This is a genomic window from Pantoea sp. SS70 (genome assembly GCF_029866845.1).
Classification (GTDB): domain Bacteria; phylum Pseudomonadota; class Gammaproteobacteria; order Enterobacterales; family Enterobacteriaceae; genus Pantoea; species Pantoea leporis.
In genome coordinates this window covers 3,268,956-3,284,272 of record NZ_CP117199.1, presented here as the reverse complement: position 1 = coordinate 3,284,272, position 15,317 = coordinate 3,268,956, and the positions used below count along the sequence as shown (strand labels likewise).

Below are 15,317 nucleotides of genomic sequence, written 5' to 3'. Positions count from 1 at the left end.
GCTTTTTTCCGGACGCCAGAAACAAAAAAACACCCGTTAAGGTGTTTAAATGATTGGTTGCGGGGGCCGGATTTGAACCGACGACCTTCGGGTTATGAGCCCGACGAGCTACCAGGCTGCTCCACCCCGCGTCCGTCTGTCGCATTAAGCGACTTTTCACATTGTATTCTTCTTAAGACAATTGGTTGCGGGGGCCGGATTTGAACCGACGACCTTCGGGTTATGAGCCCGACGAGCTACCAGGCTGCTCCACCCCGCGTCCGACTGACGCGTTACACGACACTTCACATTGTCTCTTCATTTAAGAAGAATTGGTTGCGGGGGCCGGATTTGAACCGACGACCTTCGGGTTATGAGCCCGACGAGCTACCAGGCTGCTCCACCCCGCGTCCGTGGATGCGCACTATACTCTGGACGCGCGGCGATGCAACCCCTTTTTGAGACAAAACGTCAAATTTACAGTCAGTTGATGAATAAACTCGCCATTGGGTGAATTATTGTACAGATGTGAGCGTGACCGCTGATGGCAGATTTCATTCTCTCTGCCCCTTTGCTATCGTCGCCGGGCAAACAATCGATAAAAAGAGAAGGTTATGAAAGGACATTGGGCGAAGTATGCACTTACTGGCGCATTTATCGCGCTGTTAGCGGGCTGTAGTTCCAAACCGACCGACCGCGGTCAACAGTATATCGATGGCAAGCTGGAGCAACCGCTTGGGCTGGTCAACCAACCGAATGCTAAAGGGCGTCCGGTGAACGGCAAAGACTTTAGCGATCAGGTAGTGCAGATTCAAACCGCCTCATCCGGCCTGTTCGGGCGCAACAACGGTACTTACAGCGCAGTGCAAAACTGGCTGCTGTCCGGCGCAGATACGCGCCAGCTCAACCAGTTTGGTTTGAATGCTTATCAGATGGAAGGCACTGACAATTACGGCAACGTGCAGTTCACCGGTTACTACACGCCGGTTGTGGAAGCGCGTTATACCCGTCAGGGCGAGTTCCAGTATCCGATTTATCGTATGCCACCGCGTCCGCGTGGACAGAAACTGCCGAGCCGCGCTTCTATCTATAATGGTGGGCTCGACGATCGCTACATCATTGCCTACAGCAATTCGCTGATCGATAACTTCATGATGGATGTGCAGGGCAGCGGCTACGTTGATTTTGGTGATGGTCGTCCACTGCGCTTCTTTGGTTACGGCGGCAAAAATGGCTGGGCTTATCACAGTATTGGTAAAGAGCTGATCGATCGCGGTGAAGTGAAGCGCGAAGATATGTCGATGCAGGCGATTCGTCAGTGGGCGCAAGAGCATTCGCCACAGGAAGTGCGTTCGGTGCTGGAAACCAACCAATCCTTCGTCTTCTTCAAACCGGAAGAGTATGTGCCGGTGCGCGGTGCCAGCGCGGTGCCGCTGATTGCCAAGGCTTCCGTTGCCTCCGATCGTTCATTGATTCCGGCCGGAACCGTGCTGTTAGCCGAAGTGCCGCAGCTGAACGAGAAGGGCAAGTTTAATGGCAAATATGAGATGCGTCTGATGGTGGCGTTAGACGTGGGTGGCGCGATTAAAGGCCAGCACTTCGATATCTATCAGGGCGTTGGCCCGGATGCGGCGCATCTGGCCGGTTTCTACAACCATTATGGCCGCGTCTGGGTGCTAAAAGCCGCGCCGGGCACCGGTCAGCCGCTGTTTAGCAACCCACAAAATGGCAACAACGGTTCGCTGCTGTTAGGTTCTAATTAATGTCCCGTTTTCCCGGAAAGGTTTGGTTATGACAGTAGTAAGCGACGCCTGGCGACAACGTTTTGGCGGCACGGCGCGTCTCTATGGCCAGGACGCGCTGCAGCGTTTTGCCGACGCGCACTTTTGCGTGATTGGTATTGGCGGCGTGGGTTCGTGGGCAGCGGAAGCGCTAGCGCGCACCGGTATCGGTAAAATCACCCTGATTGATATGGACGATGTCTGCATCACCAATACCAACCGCCAGATTCACGCGCTGCAGGGCAAAGTGGGCCAGGCGAAAACCGAAGTGATGGCGGAACGTATGCGCGCCATCAATCCGGAATGCGAAGTGATCTGCATCGATGACTTCATCACGCCGGAGAATACCGCTGAACTGTTATCGGCGGGTTTTGACTACGTGATTGATGCGATTGACAGCGTGCGCCCCAAAGCCGCGTTGATCGCCTGGTGTCGTCGCAACAAGATCCCGCTAATAACCACCGGCGGCGCGGGCGGCCAGATCGATCCCACGCAGATCCAGGTGAGCGATCTGGCAAAAACCATTCAGGATCCGCTGGCGGCAAAGCTGCGTGAGAGATTGAAAGGGGATTTTGGCGTGGTGAAGAACAGTAAAGGCAAGCTCGGCATCGACTGCGTATTCTCGACGGAAGCGCTGATGTATCCGCAGCCGGACGGCAGCGTGTGCACTTCACGCTCCACCGCCGAAGGCCCGAAACGCATGGATTGTGCCGCCGGATTTGGCGCGGCGACCATGGTTACCGCCACGTTCGGGTTTGTGGCGGTTTCCCATGCATTGAAGAAGTTTCTGGCGAAGGCAGCGCGTCAAACGGCCTGAGCGTGCTGACGGGCAGCGCGTTGCACCGCATCCGCCAGCGCCTGTAAACCGCTGCTGCGCGACGCACTGAGCTGTGCGCGCAGACCTAACGTATCAAACAACGCCAGCGGATCTTGCTGCAGCAAGTCGGCTGGCGTTTTGCCTTCCACCGCCGTCAGTAACACCGCTAGCAATCCGCGCACGATGCGTCCTTCGCTGTCACCATAAAAGTGCAGCGTGCCGTTGTTCAGCAACTGGCTGCTTAGCCAGACGCGATTTTCACAGCCCGTGAGTTCGATATCTGGCGTCTTTAACTCTTCCGCTAACGCAGGCAGCTGGCGGCTGAGCTGGATCAGTTGACGATAGCGATCTTCCCACTGATGAAAATGGGTGAATTTTTCCGTCAGGCTGGCGGCGGTAATCAGATCGCCGAACGGATGCGGGGCGAGCAGGGTTGATGTCATGGGCTTATTCACTCAGTAAGTCTACGGCATGGCGCATGGCGCGCACCAGCGCATCCACGTCCTGCAAATTATTATAGGGGGCGAACGAGACACGCAGCGTGCCGGTGACGCCCAGCGCCGCCATCAGCGGCTGCGCACAGTGCTGCCCGGCGCGCAATGCGATGCCATGCTCGGCGAGCAGCGTAACGATATCGCTGTGGTGAATGCCGGCAATATCAAACGCCAGCAGGCTGGCATTGCCACAGCGGAAGCTGCGAAAACCGGGGATCTCGCTCAGTTGCTCCTCGGCGAGGCTCGCCAGTTGCTGGCTCCACATTTCGGCCTTTTTGCCATCATGTTGCGCCAGCCACTCTAGCGCGGCACTCAACCCCACCACGCCGGCAACATTAGGCGTTCCGGCTTCAAAACGCCACGGCACCGGCTGCGGTGTAAAACTGTCAAAATCGACCTGCGTCAGCATTTTGCCGCCGCCTTGCCATGGATCCATCGCTTCCAGCAGTTCCGCTTTGCCATACAGCACGCCAATGCCCATTGGGCCGTAAAGCTTATGGCCGGAAAAAGCATAGAAATCAATATCCAGCGCCTCTACATCCGGCGGACAATGCACCACACCTTGTGCGCCATCGACCATCACTTTGGCACCGACGTCATGGGCTAAACGGATCGCCTGCGCCAGATCCGGACAGCCGCCGGTGACGTTCGACATCTGACCAACGGCCAGCAATCGGGTACGTGAATTGAGCAGTGCTGGCAACAGCGTGATATCCGGCAAACGATCGTCGCCCAACGGCCATTTCACCACTTTTGCGCCCGCCGCTTTTGCCACCATCAGCCACGGCACCAGATTGGCATGGTGTTCGGCTTCGCTAACCACGATTTCATCGCCAGCCTGCAATCGCGGAGCCAGCCAACTGTTCGCCACCAGGTTGATCGCTTCGGTGGTGCCGCGCGTCCAGACAATCTGCCGATCGTCCGCAGCATTGAGCCAGCGCGCCACTAATCCGCGCGCCTGTTCGTATTTTTCCGTTAATGCGCGAGCGGCAGCGAACTGGCTGCGATGCACGGTGCCAGCGCTGAGGCTGTAGAACTGTGCGGTTGCGTCGATCACCGCCTGCGGCTTGAGCGCAGTAGCCGCGCTATCGAGGTAGATTCCGGCATCGCTCAGCGCGGGGAACTGCTGGCGGAAGGCGCCGGGAGAAAAAATGGTCATACTCAGCCCACTGTTAATCATGTTAGGACCAGGCTGAAAGCTGGCCCGTTGCCTGGCAAAGCTGGAAAAGCGCGTTATGCTAATTATTGCAAGGTTTGAACCGAAACCCGCATAACGCGTCGCTATTCATAGTCGATTTCACTGGCGCTACCTTTGGTGAGCGCATGCGGGTGGTTTAATGCAATTAATCTGCAAGGAGATAGAAGATGAATAAACTCACCGCAGTGCTGGCCGTGTGTACTCTGGCCTTTACCCTGTCCGCATGTTCCAGCAATTACGTAATGCACACTAACGATGGTCGCACCATCGTCGCCGATGGCAAACCTAAAGTTGATGACGAAACCGGTATGATCAGCTATCAGGATGCCAATGGCAACAAGCAGCAGATTAACCGCTCTGACGTCAAAGAGATGGTGGAGATGGGGCAGTAAGGCAAAAAAAAAGCACCGCAATTTGCGGTGCTATTTAAAATCACTATGGACAGACAGGGTAAATCTACAGGAATTAAAAGCTTGATCTGCAAGCGTCAGATCAAAATGCAAACACAACATCACGACCACAAGCCAAAAGCTCTCCAAAAGTCTGCGATCTCTCGCACGTTTCCAGAAATCTTTTCGTTCCGGCTCAGGAAGTGCGGCAACTATAGGTATTTGCTGGAGCTTCCTCAACGGACAAATTATAATGTCTCGGATTAAAAAAACTAATACGTAGCGACTTTGTATAAGTTGAAGTATTACCTTGTCAATCCGGATACGGAAAACCATGTCTAAACGCCTTCCGCCGCTTAATGCTTTACGCGTCTTCGATGCTGCTGCCCGTCATTTGAGCTTCACCAAAGCCGCTGAAGAGCTGTTTGTTACCCAGGCTGCTGTCAGCCATCAGATCAAATCTCTGGAAGATTTCCTCGGTCTAAAGCTGTTTCGCCGGAGGAATCGTTCGCTTTTACTGACGGAAGAGGGTCAAAGCTACTATTTAGATATTAAGGAGATTTTCTCCGCACTAAACGATGCGACGCGTAAATTACAGGCGCGCAGCGCTAAGGGTGCGCTGACCGTCAGTTTGCTGCCGAGTTTCGCCATTCAGTGGCTGGTTCCTCGCCTTTCCAGCTTTAATATGGCTTATCCGGGCATCGACGTGCGTATCCAGGCGGTGGACCGTGATGAGGAGAAATTGGCGGACGATGTCGACGTGGCGATTTTCTACGGTCGTGGCAATTGGCCAGGCCTGCGGGTTGAGAAATTGTATGCCGAATATTTGCTGCCAGTCTGCTCACCGATGTTGCTGACGGGTGATCATCCTCTCAAATCGCCGGCCGATTTGGCGCACTGCACGCTGCTGCATGATGCATCGCGCCGTGACTGGCAATCCTATACGCGTCAGCTGGGCGTGCAGCATATCAATGTGCAGCAGGGCCCAATCTTCAGCCACAGCGCCATGGTGTTGCAGGCGGCGATTCATGGTCAGGGCGTGGCGCTGGCGAATAATGTGATGGCGCAGAGTGAAATTGAAGCCGGTCGTCTGGTGTGTCCTTTTAATGACGTGTTGGTCAGTAAAAATGCTTTTTATCTGGTTTGTCATGACAGCCAGGCAGAACTGGGTAAAATAGCCGCCTTTCGTCAGTGGATCCTGGAAAAAGCGGCCAATGAACAAGAAAAATTCCGTTTTCGCTACGATCATTAATGCGTTGCTGGCTGCACAATGATGTGCGCATTACCTTGAGGATTGTTTGATGTCCAGTCGTGCCATGTTTGTTTTTGCTGCCATTAGCGGATTTATGCTGGTGGCGTTTGGTGCTTTCGGCGCGCATGTGCTGAGCAAATCGCTCGGCCCAGCCGAAATGGCGTGGATACATACCGGGCTTGAATATCAGGCGTATCACACGCTGGCGGTGATTGGCCTGGGTGCCGCTATGCTGCGTCGTGCCAACATCTGGTTTTACTGGAGTAGCGCCGCGATGGCGCTCGGTATCGTGTTGTTCAGTGGCAGCCTCTATTGTCTGGCGCTGTCGCACATGAAGTTTTGGGTTTTTGTTACGCCGGTGGGAGGCTTATGCTTCCTTATTGGCTGGTTCTTGATGTTGATTGGCGCACTGCGTCTGAAACGAAAGGCAGATCGCCATGAATAAAGTTTTACTCTATTGCCGTCCAGGATTTGAGAAAGAGTGCGCGGCAGAAATCAGCGCGAAAGCGGCTGAGCGCGAGATTTACGGCTTCCCGCGCGTCAAAGATGACTCAGGTTACGTGCTGTATGAGTGCTATCAGCAGCAAGATGCTGAAAAGCTGATCCAAACGCTGCCGTTTGCCGAACTGATCTTTGCGCGGCAGATGCTGGTGGTGGGAGAGCTACTGCGCGATCTGCCACCAGAAGACCGCATCACGCCGATTGTCGGCATGCTGACCGGTGTGGTGGAGAAGGGCGGTGAACTGCGGGTTGAAGTGCCGGATACCAATGAAGCGAAAGAGCTCACCAAGTTCTGCCGTAAATTAACCGTGCCGCTGCGTGCCAGCCTGCGTGAAAGCAAAATCCTGCTTAATTACGAAACGGCTAAGCGTCCGGTAGTGCACGTGTTCTTTATTGCGCCGGGCACCTGTTACGTCGGCTATTCGCTGCCGGAAAACAACTCGCCATTCTACATGGGCATTCCGCGCCTGAAATTCCCCTCCGATGCGCCGAGCCGTTCTACGCTCAAGCTGGAAGAGGCGTTTCACGTGTTTGTGCCTGCGGATGAGTGGGATGAGCGTTTAGCCAGCGGCATGTACGCCGTCGATCTCGGCGCTTGCCCCGGCGGCTGGACCTATCAACTGGTGAAACGCAGCATGTGGGTTTTTGCGGTAGATAACGGCCCGATGGCGCCAAGCCTGATGGACACCGGACAGGTGACGCACTGCCGCGAAGATGGTTTTAAATTCCGTCCGCCGCGTACCAATATCAGCTGGCTGGTGTGCGACATGGTGGAAAAACCGGTGCGCGTCGCTAGCCTGATGACCGAATGGCTGGTGAATGGCTGGTGCCGCGAGGCGATATTCAACCTCAAGCTGCCCATGAAAAAGCGCTACGAAGAAGTGACACAGAACCTGGCGATGATTGATGACGCGCTGAAAGCGCAGGGCATTAATGCCCAGATTCAGGCGCGCCAGCTTTATCACGACCGCGAAGAAGTCACCGTGCACGTACGCCGGTTGTGGGCAGCGGTGGGCGGCCGTCGCGACGAGCGCTAATCCTGCTTCATACTTTGCGCTACAGCGGTCCTGCTTCATACTTTGCACTACAGCGGCGTTGGCTGCGTTTGCTCGCCCCGGTCACATACTGATGTATGCTCCCGGGGACTCGCGCACTTGCCGCCTTGCTGTAGCACAAATTATTTCGCAGGATAACTGTTTTGCACAGTCGCCATTTATGGCGACGGCTGTTTCGTTTGAAATCTCAATGTATTGAGATTGCCTTGCAGTACCAAATCACGCTTTAACGTCGATACTTTGCGGCAAATTTCTGCCATTTCCCGCTGTTCCTGCAATTTTCCCTGCCATTTGCTCGGTACCTGGTCCCATTGCTGATAGATCGCATCCAGCGATCCAAACTGCATCAACAACTCGCGGGCGCTTTTCGGGCCAATGCCGGGCACGCCGGGAATTTTACTGCTGCTGATACCACACAATCCCCAATAGGCGGGCAACTGCGCGGGCGTTACGCCAAACTCTTGCTCGATAAAAGGCACATCCAGCCAGCGCTTCTGGAAATAGTCGCGAATACGAATGTTAGGTGCCAGCAGCTGGCAATAACCTTTATCGGTAGAAACAATCGTTGCTTGATGACCAGCGTCCGCCATTTTCACCGCCAGCGTGGCGGCGAGATCGTCGGCTTCGTCTAAATCAGCTACCCAGCAGTTGACGCCTGCTGCGCGGAAGGCGTCCTGCAGCGCGGGCATCTCCAGATGCAAATCCTCCGGCATCGGCGGGCGACCCGCTTTGTAATCCGGTAATAGCTGATGGCGCCAACCGGGCTGACGCTCATGGCTATCAAACACCGCCACCACGTGCGTGGGTTGTGTATGTCCCAATAACTGATGCAAGGCGGCAACGCAGCTGTCGCGGCACGGCGAACCCTGAACTGCGTGCAGACGGCGAATCAGATTGAGTGCATCAATGATAAGAAGATGAAGCGACATAGCGATAGCGGCAGCCCGCAGGCTGCCTTCCTGATGGGTTATTTGATGATTTCGTAGCAAGGCGTGTAGGCGCTGCCCGGCAGCTTCATGCGCTGCTGTGCGACAAAACCTTGCAACAGTTCGTCCATGCGGTGCATGAGATTGGCATCGCCGTGCAGTTTGTACGGGCCTTTCTCGCGAATTTCACGGATCCCGATCTCTTTGACGTTACCCGCCACAATGCCGGAGAAGGCGCGACGCAGATCGGCTGCCAGCAGCTCGGCGGGCTGATCCGGGAACAGCTTCAGGTTTGCCATATTCTCGTGCGTCGGCAGGAAGGGCACTTGCAATTCGGGTGCGATACGAATCGACCAGTTGAAGCTGTAGGCATCGCCGGTTTCGCGGCGATACTCTTTCACCTGCGGCATGGCTTTCTTCATCAGACGCGCCACTTCAGCGGCATCATCAATGATAATTTTGTAGTGCTTGCGTGCGGCTTCGCCCAGCGTATTGACGATGAAATCATCCAGCACGCGGAAGTAGTCGGCGCTCTCTTTGGGTCCGGTCAGAATCAGCGGCAATACCTGATCGCTGTTGTGCGGATTCATTAAAATACCCAACAAATACAGCAGCTCTTCTGCTGTGCCCACGCCGCCAGGGAAGATCACGATACCGTGGGCGATACGCACAAAGGCTTCAAGGCGTTTTTCGATATCCGGCATGATGATCAGCTCATTGACCAGCGGATTCGGTGGTTCGGCGGCAATGATTGAGGGCTCAGTCAGGCCGATAAAACGGCTGTCATGATAGCGCTGCTGCGCATGTCCCACCGCCGCACCTTTCATCGGTGCTTCCATGACGCCAGGTCCGCAACCGGTACAGATGTTGAGTTCGCGCAGGCCCATTTGCGTGCCGACGTTGCGGCAATATTGGTATTCCACCGCATTGATTGAGTGGCCGCCCCAACACACCACGGTATTCGGATATTCGCCGATGTGCAGTGCACGCGCGTTACGCAGAATCGAAAACACCTGATTGGTGATATGCGCAGAGTCTTCCGGCTCCTCGTTTTGGTAGCGTTCTGTTGCCGCCAGTTGTCCGTTTACAAAAAGAATGTCGCGCAGCACGGCAAACAAGTTTGCCTGCAGCGAACGAATAATCCGGCCATCAACAAATGCCTCTTCCGGCGGGTTGATCAGCTCCAGTTTCACACCGCGCTCACGGCGCAACACGTTGATGTCGAAGTTTTCAAAACGCGAAAGCAATTCCTGGCTGCTGTCGGTCTGGCTACCGGAGTTGAGTACCGCAAGAGAACAGTTACGAAACAGCTGATAAAGGTCGCTGCTAGCGGTGCGCTTCAGCATGTCGACTTCAAGCTGGGAGAGCAGATCCATCGAGCCAAGCGGGCTGATATGTGTAATCAAGAGAACTCCTTTACACGCAAATGCGTGGCTGATGACGCTGCGCTTAACTTATTAACGCAGCGACGAAAATCCCTGGTCGCGCATGCTTCGATCGCGCCTTCAACAGAGTAACGTTGTCCGCTGTGAATGCTCAAGGGGAACCGCGCATCCGTGCAGCGGCCTGCGAGGCGTCTCGCAAACTATTACTGGCGAACCAGGCGGGAAAATCCCGGAGAGAAGGGCACGTTACTGCGCCACGGATTGATATCCAGACCCCCGCGCCTTGTGTAGCGTGCATAAACGCTCAGGGCTTCTGGCTGACAAAAGCGCTGAACGTCGTTGAAAATGCGCTCAACGCACTGCTCATGAAACTCATTATGCTGACGGAATGAGATGAGATAACGCAGCAGCGCTTCACGATTAATACGCGGGCCTTTGTAGCGAATCATCACCGAGCCCCAATCGGGCTGATTGGTAATTAAGCAGTTCGATTTTAAGAGATGGCTAACCAGCGTTTCTTCAACAATTTCAAGGCCTGCAGCCTGCGCCAGATAATCCGCATTGAAGGCGTAATCGTGAATTTCGATATCCTGTTCATCAATCACTTCGCCACTGAAGTGGCCGATCGGCTGGCCTTCCACTTCGCTGAGACGAAACAGCGCCACGCTGACCTGACCCTTCGCGCAGGCGCTGAGATCACGCTCCAGCGTCTGACGCACTTCGCCCCAGTCGGCGAAAACGCTCTGATTAAAACTGTTAAGATAGAGCTTGAAACTCTTCGACTCGATCAGGTTTTGGCTATCGGCGCGCAGTACCACTTCGCCCACTGCGACCTGCGGAACGCCTTTGCTGTTGAGCCAGGAGAGTTCGTACAGCGTCCAGATATCTGCGCCAGTAAACGGCAGATTATCGGGATACAGCCCCAGCGGCTCACGGTTAAGGCTGCGCGGCACGGATTGCAGCAGCGTGTTATCGTAGCGATCAACATAAGCCGTGGGCTTACCTAAGGTCAGGCCGCTTAATGCCTGATCCCGGTTTTCAGAAGACATAACGGTTACCACTGAATTTCATCAAAGTGGTTAAGTGTAACCTAACACTTGCGAGAATATGAATGATGCAGCAAACCGTAGATGCTCTGCGTGAGTTTACCGCCCGCTACGTGGAACATTGGCAGCAACAAACCGGACATTTTCCCGCCAGCGCCGATCTGCTTGGCGTCCCCTCCGACTGCATTATCAGCACGCTGGATGACCGTGTGTTGTGGCAGCCCCAGCCGTTTACGTTACCGGCCACGCTTGAAGCGGTAGAGCGTGCGTTGGATCTGCAACTGCAACCAGAAATCAGTGCGTTTTACACCAGCCAGTTTGCAGGTGATATGACGGCAACCTTTGAACAGCAGCCGATTACCCTGCTGCAGGTATGGAGTGAAGCGGATTTCACTCGCCTGCAGGAAAACCTGATTGGTCACTTGGTTATGAAGCGCCGCTTAAGACAAGCGCCAACGCTGTTTATTGCCACCACCAACTCAGAGAATGAGGTGATTGCGCTGTGCAATCTTACCGGCGAGGTCATTATTGAGGAGCCTGGTACTAAAAAGCGTGAAGTCCTGGCGACATCGGTTGAGAATTTTCTTAATGCTTTACAACCGGTTACTCAGTGATTTGCAGATTTTTAGGCTGCGCTTTGTGAGAGATCTCTTACGTTAGGTGTGAGAGATCGCTAGATCATTGCGCAGACTTGCGGAAGCCCTAAATGTAAAAATATTGTGAATCATGAACTTATGGCATCAATCTGAAAATTCAGACAGGACTTAATCCATTAACGCTTCTTACTGGCTTGTTATTGCGATGGTTTCTGGGAGAATAGTCACCACTGGCAGGATGCTGGGGATTAAGAGACGTTCAGGATAATGTCAGCCATGAGGCAGGAACGTAACGGAGTTTACGGCACAAGGAAGGCTTCAGGACGAAGCAGGACACTCAGGATTGAGTATAAAGGACACCTCCAGGACGGAGAATGAGAGCCACGCGGAACGTGGCGGGCCAGGATGCTAAGGACCAATGTCATGATGACAAGCGACGGAAAGCGCAGGAAAAGTTGTCATGGATGAGCAGGGAGCACAGCAGTAGCTGGAATGCTGCAAACGAAAACCGGGAGCACTGTAATCACAGTGCTCCCTTTTTTTATGCCATTTTTACGCCGGGCGTGACTGATGGTATGCTTGCCGCCCAATTTTTCTCTGGAGGTGGCGCATGTCGTCGCAAATGATTTTTCAGCGCCTGCAGCAGGTCGAAGCGGTGATGCGTGAACACGGCCATTGGCAGTCACAATCCCCCGAGGCGGGCGCCTTCGCCAGTACCGAACCTTTCTGTCTTGATACCATGGAGCCGCTGCAATGGCTACAATGGGTGTTCATGCCACGTTTTTATGCGCTGCTCGAAAGCGGCGCGCCGTTGCCGCAGAATTTTGCCATCGCTCCCTATTATGAAGTCGCATTGCCAGCCGACACGCCGGGCTATGCGGTGCTATTGCTGACGCTCAACAAGTTTGATGCGCTGTTCCAGGAACCTTCCGCCTAATGCTCGAAATCCTTTATCAAGATGCGTGGCTGGTCGCGGTGAATAAGCCGGCCGGCTGGCTGGTGCATCGCAGCTGGCTCGATCGCAATGAAAAAGTGGTGGTGATGCAAACGGTGCGCGATCAGATTGGCCAGCATGTGTTCACTGTGCACCGCCTCGATCGCCCAACGTCCGGCGTGTTGCTGATGGCCTTATCGAGTGAAGTCGCCCATTTACTGACGCAGCAGTTTGAACAGCATCAGATGCAGAAAACCTATCATGCGGTGCTGCGCGGCTGGCTGGAAGGCGGCGCGACGCTGGATTATCCGCTGGTGGAAGAGCTGGATAAGATTGCCGACAAATTTGCCACCCAGGAACCTGTTGCCCAACCGGCGGTAACGGATTACCAGGCGCTGGCACACGTTGAGATGCCGGTCGCCATCAGCCGCTATAACACCGCGCGCTATACGCTGGTGGAGATGGCGCCGCACACCGGGCGTAAACATCAGCTGCGTCGCCACATGGTGCATCTGCGTCATCCGATTATTGGCGACAGCGCGCACGGCGATCTGCGCCAGAATCGCGGTGCGGCGGCACATTTTGGCCTCAATCGCCTGATGCTGCACGCCAGCGCGCTCAGCTTTACCCATCCCGTTACCGGCGAGGCCATAGTGATTCGCGCCGGGTTGGATCGCGTCTGGCAGCAGATGCTTGAGCAGTTTGGCTGGCAGGATCAGATCCCTGATGTTCCCAGGGTTGAGTTTGCCAATGATGCAGTCCAGGATAAGCCGACAGAATAAAGGAGCGGCAAGATGGCAAAGATTGGCATTTTTACAGGTACGGTTTACGGCAATGCGCTGCTGGTAGCTGAAGAAGCACAGACGGTGCTGGAAGAGCAGGGCCACGACGTGAAGGTGTTTGAAGATCCGTCGATGGCGGATTGGCAGGCATACAGCCAGGATGTGGTGCTGATTGTCACCTCAACCACCGGTCAGGGCGACTTCCCGGATAACATTGCCCGCCTGTATGTTGCAGTGCGTGATCAGCTGGGTTATCAACCAGAATTGCGTTATGGCGTGATTGGCTTGGGTGACAGCAGCTATGACAATTTCTGCGGTGCAGCTAAAACCTTTGATGCCACCTTGCAGGAGCAGAGCGCGCAGCGCATCGGCGAGGTGCTGTTGGTGGATGCGACGGAAGATCCGGAGCCCGAATCAGTGACCTCACCGTGGGTGGAGAGCTGGGGTAAGTTGCTGTAAGGACTTTTCCCTCACCCTAACCCTCTCCCGCCAGCGGGAGAGGGAATATTTAGAGGGTGCAGCCCGCACGGTTTGTTCCCTCTCCCGCGAAGTGGGAGAGGGCCAGGGTGAGGGCAATAACCATCACGTCACCGGCGCCGGATTAAACACCGCCAGCTGATTACGAATCCCCCAACGATCCGACCATGTCTGCTTGCGCCCGCTGGCAATCTCCAGAATCAACTCAAACAGTCGCCAACCGACCTGTTCAATACTCTCTTCGCCCGTTGCAATAGTTCCGGCATTAATATCCATCAAATCATGCCAGCGTTCGGCCAGCGCATTGCGCGTTGCCATCTTGATCACCGGAATGGCGGCCAAACCGTAAGGTGTGCCGCGCCCGGTAGTGAACACCTGCAAGGTAATGCCCGATGCCATCTGCTGCGTGCCACACACGAAATCGCTGGCTGGTGTGGCCGCATAAATCAGCCCGCGTTTGGTGGGGCGCTGTCCGGGCGACAACACTTCAACAATTGGGCTGCGACCTGACTTGGCAATCGAACCCAGCGCTTTCTCCACCACATTCGCCAGCCCGCCTTTTTTGTTGCCCGGCGAGGGATTGGCGCTGCGATCGGTTTGGCCCTGGCTGAGGTAATCGTCATACCACGCCATCTCTTCCAGCAGCCGTTTGCCGACCGCTTCATCCACCACGCGCGGCGTCAGCAGATGGATAGCATCCCGCACTTCGGTCACTTCCGAGAACATCACCGTTGCGCCGCAGCGCACCAGCAAATCAGAAGCAAATCCCACGGCGGGGTTCGCCGTTACGCCCGAGAAAGCGTCGCTGCCGCCGCACTGCGTGCCGATCACCAATTCCGATGCTGGACAGGTTTCGCGCTGACGTTGATTGAGCTTTTTCAGATGGCGTTCGGCGACCTGCAGGATTTCATCCACCATCGCGCCGAAGCCCACCAGCCGCTCATCCTGCAATCGCACAATGTCGTTGTCATCCAGCGAAATGGCCTGCACATCCGGTGTGCCGGTCAGCAGACGTTCGGGCTGTAACTTCTCGCAGCCGAGGCTGACGATCATCACTTCGCCACCAAAATTGGGATTCAGCGCCAGGTTATGAATGGTGCGAATCGGCACCACCGCGGCGGGCGCATTGATTGCCACGCCGCAACCGTACAGATGATTCAGCGCCACCACGCCATCGACATTGGGATAACGCGGCAGCAAATCACGCTCAATGATCTGCACTACATAATCCACCACGCCCGCCACGCAGTGAACGCTGGTGGTGATGCCGAGCAGGTTGCGCGTGCCCACGCTGCCATCTGCGTTGCGATAGCCTTCGAAGGTATAACCTTCCAGCGACGGCAGCGCGGGCGGCACATTGTTTGCCAACGGCAAACTGTTGAGTGGCGGCGCTTCGGGCAGCGCTACCAGTGATTCTTCAATCCAGCTACCTTGTGGGATGGGGCGCAGCGCGTAGCCAATCACTTCACCGTAGCGCAGGATCGCGCCTGCTTGCGGGATATCGCTGAGCGCGACTTTATGTCCCTGCGGCACATGCTCAGTCAGTTGCAGTCCGTCGTCGAACCGGGTGCCGGACGGTAACCCCTGATTGTTGACCACGATCGCCACGTTATCGGCATCGTGCACTTTGATATAGAGCGGTTTTTCTGTCAGAGGACGGTTCATTGCTCACCTTCCAGTTCGTCGCACCGTACGTAGCAGCGCG

At 55.2% G+C, this 15,317-nt stretch carries 16 protein-coding genes and 3 tRNA genes; 10 read left to right on the top strand and 9 right to left on the bottom strand.

All coding sequences use genetic code 11. The features are described 5' to 3' along the window. Nucleotides 1-54 precede the first annotated feature (54 nt). The 3 genes from PO881_RS15210 to PO881_RS15200 all read right to left on the bottom strand — a co-directional run bounded on the left by PO881_RS15210 (nt 55) and on the right by PO881_RS15200 (nt 389). Nucleotides 55-131, bottom strand: a tRNA-Met gene (locus PO881_RS15210). 51 nt (nt 132-182) lie between these two features. Continuing rightward, nucleotides 183-259, bottom strand: a tRNA-Met gene (locus tag PO881_RS15205). A gap of 53 nt (nt 260-312) precedes the next feature. Further along, a tRNA-Met gene (locus tag PO881_RS15200) sits at nt 313-389 on the bottom strand. Between the two features lie 204 nt (nt 390-593). On the opposite strand from PO881_RS15200, the gene mltA reads away from it, so the two are divergent. Both mltA and tcdA read left to right on the top strand, forming a co-directional pair. Next, entirely contained in the window at nt 594-1,742 is a 1,149-nt protein-coding gene (gene mltA, locus PO881_RS15195) for a murein transglycosylase A (RefSeq protein ID WP_101762003.1), read from the top strand. 28 nt (nt 1,743-1,770) lie between these two features. Then, nucleotides 1,771-2,577, top strand: coding sequence for a tRNA cyclic N6-threonylcarbamoyladenosine(37) synthase TcdA (gene tcdA / locus PO881_RS15190; RefSeq protein WP_101762004.1), 807 nt, complete (start codon nt 1,771-1,773; stop codon nt 2,575-2,577). Here the strand turns inward: tcdA and csdE are convergent. Then, entirely contained in the window at nt 2,565-3,020 is a 456-nt protein-coding gene (gene csdE / locus PO881_RS15185) for a cysteine desulfurase sulfur acceptor subunit CsdE (RefSeq protein ID WP_110867956.1), read from the bottom strand. The genes tcdA and csdE overlap by 13 nt on opposite strands. Nucleotides 3,021-3,024: 4 nt before the next feature. Then, a complete protein-coding gene (gene csdA / locus PO881_RS15180; RefSeq protein ID WP_110868037.1) occupies nt 3,025-4,230 on the bottom strand; it encodes a cysteine desulfurase CsdA in 1,206 nt (401 codons plus the stop codon). Between the two features lie 206 nt (nt 4,231-4,436). Between csdA and PO881_RS15175 the strand changes: the two genes are divergently transcribed. The 4 genes from PO881_RS15175 (at nt 4,437) to rlmM (ending at nt 7,448) form a co-directional block, all read left to right on the top strand. Continuing rightward, complete coding sequence (locus PO881_RS15175) at nt 4,437-4,661, top strand: YgdI/YgdR family lipoprotein (protein ID WP_008109575.1); 225 nt, start codon at nt 4,437-4,439, stop codon at nt 4,659-4,661. A 331-nt stretch (nt 4,662-4,992) separates the two neighbouring features. Continuing rightward, a complete protein-coding gene (locus PO881_RS15170; RefSeq protein ID WP_101762006.1) occupies nt 4,993-5,910 on the top strand; it encodes a transcriptional regulator GcvA in 918 nt (305 codons plus the stop codon). 49 nt (nt 5,911-5,959) lie between these two features. After that, nucleotides 5,960-6,355, top strand: a complete 396-nt coding sequence (locus tag PO881_RS15165; RefSeq protein WP_101762007.1) for a DUF423 domain-containing protein — start codon at nt 5,960-5,962, stop codon at nt 6,353-6,355. Continuing rightward, nucleotides 6,348-7,448 (top strand): 23S rRNA (cytidine(2498)-2'-O)-methyltransferase RlmM, encoded by a 1,101-nt coding sequence (gene rlmM, locus PO881_RS15160; protein WP_101762008.1) that lies wholly within the window; start codon nt 6,348-6,350, stop codon nt 7,446-7,448. Before PO881_RS15165 ends, rlmM begins: the two co-directional genes overlap by 8 nt. A gap of 176 nt (nt 7,449-7,624) precedes the next feature. On the opposite strand, the gene xni is transcribed toward rlmM, so the two are convergent. From xni to queF, 3 genes are all read right to left on the bottom strand, one after another. After that, a complete protein-coding gene (xni, locus tag PO881_RS15155) occupies nt 7,625-8,395 on the bottom strand; it encodes a flap endonuclease Xni (protein WP_280172016.1) in 771 nt (256 codons plus the stop codon). A 38-nt stretch (nt 8,396-8,433) separates the two neighbouring features. Then, complete coding sequence (ppnN, locus tag PO881_RS15150) at nt 8,434-9,798, bottom strand: nucleotide 5'-monophosphate nucleosidase PpnN (RefSeq protein ID WP_101762010.1); 1,365 nt, start codon at nt 9,796-9,798, stop codon at nt 8,434-8,436. Between the two features lie 182 nt (nt 9,799-9,980). Next, complete coding sequence (gene queF, locus PO881_RS15145) at nt 9,981-10,826, bottom strand: NADPH-dependent 7-cyano-7-deazaguanine reductase QueF (RefSeq protein WP_280172015.1); 846 nt, start codon at nt 10,824-10,826, stop codon at nt 9,981-9,983. A 62-nt stretch (nt 10,827-10,888) separates the two neighbouring features. On the opposite strand from queF, the gene syd reads away from it, so the two are divergent. The 4 genes from syd (at nt 10,889) to PO881_RS15125 (ending at nt 13,594) form a co-directional block, all read left to right on the top strand. Further along, a complete protein-coding gene (syd, locus tag PO881_RS15140; protein ID WP_137386355.1) occupies nt 10,889-11,437 on the top strand; it encodes a SecY-interacting protein in 549 nt (182 codons plus the stop codon). 592 nt (nt 11,438-12,029) lie between these two features. Continuing rightward, entirely contained in the window at nt 12,030-12,356 is a 327-nt protein-coding gene (locus PO881_RS15135) for a YqcC family protein (protein WP_101762014.1), read from the top strand. Beyond that, complete coding sequence (gene truC, locus PO881_RS15130) at nt 12,356-13,135, top strand: tRNA pseudouridine(65) synthase TruC (protein WP_280172014.1); 780 nt, start codon at nt 12,356-12,358, stop codon at nt 13,133-13,135. The genes PO881_RS15135 and truC overlap by 1 nt, the downstream gene beginning before the upstream one ends. A gap of 12 nt (nt 13,136-13,147) precedes the next feature. Next, the gene (locus tag PO881_RS15125) at nt 13,148-13,594 is read left to right on the top strand and encodes a flavodoxin (RefSeq protein ID WP_110867948.1); all 447 of its coding nucleotides are present in this window, start codon (nt 13,148-13,150) and stop codon (nt 13,592-13,594) included. A gap of 123 nt (nt 13,595-13,717) precedes the next feature. On the opposite strand, the gene garD is transcribed toward PO881_RS15125, so the two are convergent. Then, nucleotides 13,718-15,277, bottom strand: coding sequence for a galactarate dehydratase (gene garD / locus PO881_RS15120; protein WP_192412007.1), 1,560 nt, complete (start codon nt 15,275-15,277; stop codon nt 13,718-13,720). Nucleotides 15,278-15,317: the final 40 nt, after the last annotated feature.

What these genes read in the sequence shown, in the direction of transcription:
- mltA (WP_101762003.1), top strand. Translation starts at nt 594, where the DNA reads ATGAAAGGACATTGGGCGAAGTATGCACTTACTGGCGCATTTATCGCG.
- tcdA (WP_101762004.1), top strand. Translation starts at nt 1,771, where the DNA reads ATGACAGTAGTAAGCGACGCCTGGCGACAACGTTTTGGCGGCACGGCG.
- csdE (WP_110867956.1), bottom strand. Translation starts at nt 3,020, where the DNA reads ATGACATCAACCCTGCTCGCCCCGCATCCGTTCGGCGATCTGATTACC.
- csdA (WP_110868037.1), bottom strand. Translation starts at nt 4,230, where the DNA reads ATGACCATTTTTTCTCCCGGCGCCTTCCGCCAGCAGTTCCCCGCGCTG.
- PO881_RS15175 (WP_008109575.1), top strand. Translation starts at nt 4,437, where the DNA reads ATGAATAAACTCACCGCAGTGCTGGCCGTGTGTACTCTGGCCTTTACC.
- PO881_RS15170 (WP_101762006.1), top strand. Translation starts at nt 4,993, where the DNA reads ATGTCTAAACGCCTTCCGCCGCTTAATGCTTTACGCGTCTTCGATGCT.
- PO881_RS15165 (WP_101762007.1), top strand. Translation starts at nt 5,960, where the DNA reads ATGTCCAGTCGTGCCATGTTTGTTTTTGCTGCCATTAGCGGATTTATG.
- rlmM (WP_101762008.1), top strand. Translation starts at nt 6,348, where the DNA reads ATGAATAAAGTTTTACTCTATTGCCGTCCAGGATTTGAGAAAGAGTGC.
- xni (WP_280172016.1), bottom strand. Translation starts at nt 8,395, where the DNA reads ATGTCGCTTCATCTTCTTATCATTGATGCACTCAATCTGATTCGCCGT.
- queF (WP_280172015.1), bottom strand. Translation starts at nt 10,826, where the DNA reads ATGTCTTCTGAAAACCGGGATCAGGCATTAAGCGGCCTGACCTTAGGT.
- syd (WP_137386355.1), top strand. Translation starts at nt 10,889, where the DNA reads ATGATGCAGCAAACCGTAGATGCTCTGCGTGAGTTTACCGCCCGCTAC.
- PO881_RS15135 (WP_101762014.1), top strand. Translation starts at nt 12,030, where the DNA reads ATGTCGTCGCAAATGATTTTTCAGCGCCTGCAGCAGGTCGAAGCGGTG.
- truC (WP_280172014.1), top strand. Translation starts at nt 12,356, where the DNA reads ATGCTCGAAATCCTTTATCAAGATGCGTGGCTGGTCGCGGTGAATAAG.
- PO881_RS15125 (WP_110867948.1), top strand. Translation starts at nt 13,148, where the DNA reads ATGGCAAAGATTGGCATTTTTACAGGTACGGTTTACGGCAATGCGCTG.
- garD (WP_192412007.1), bottom strand. Translation starts at nt 15,277, where the DNA reads ATGAACCGTCCTCTGACAGAAAAACCGCTCTATATCAAAGTGCACGAT.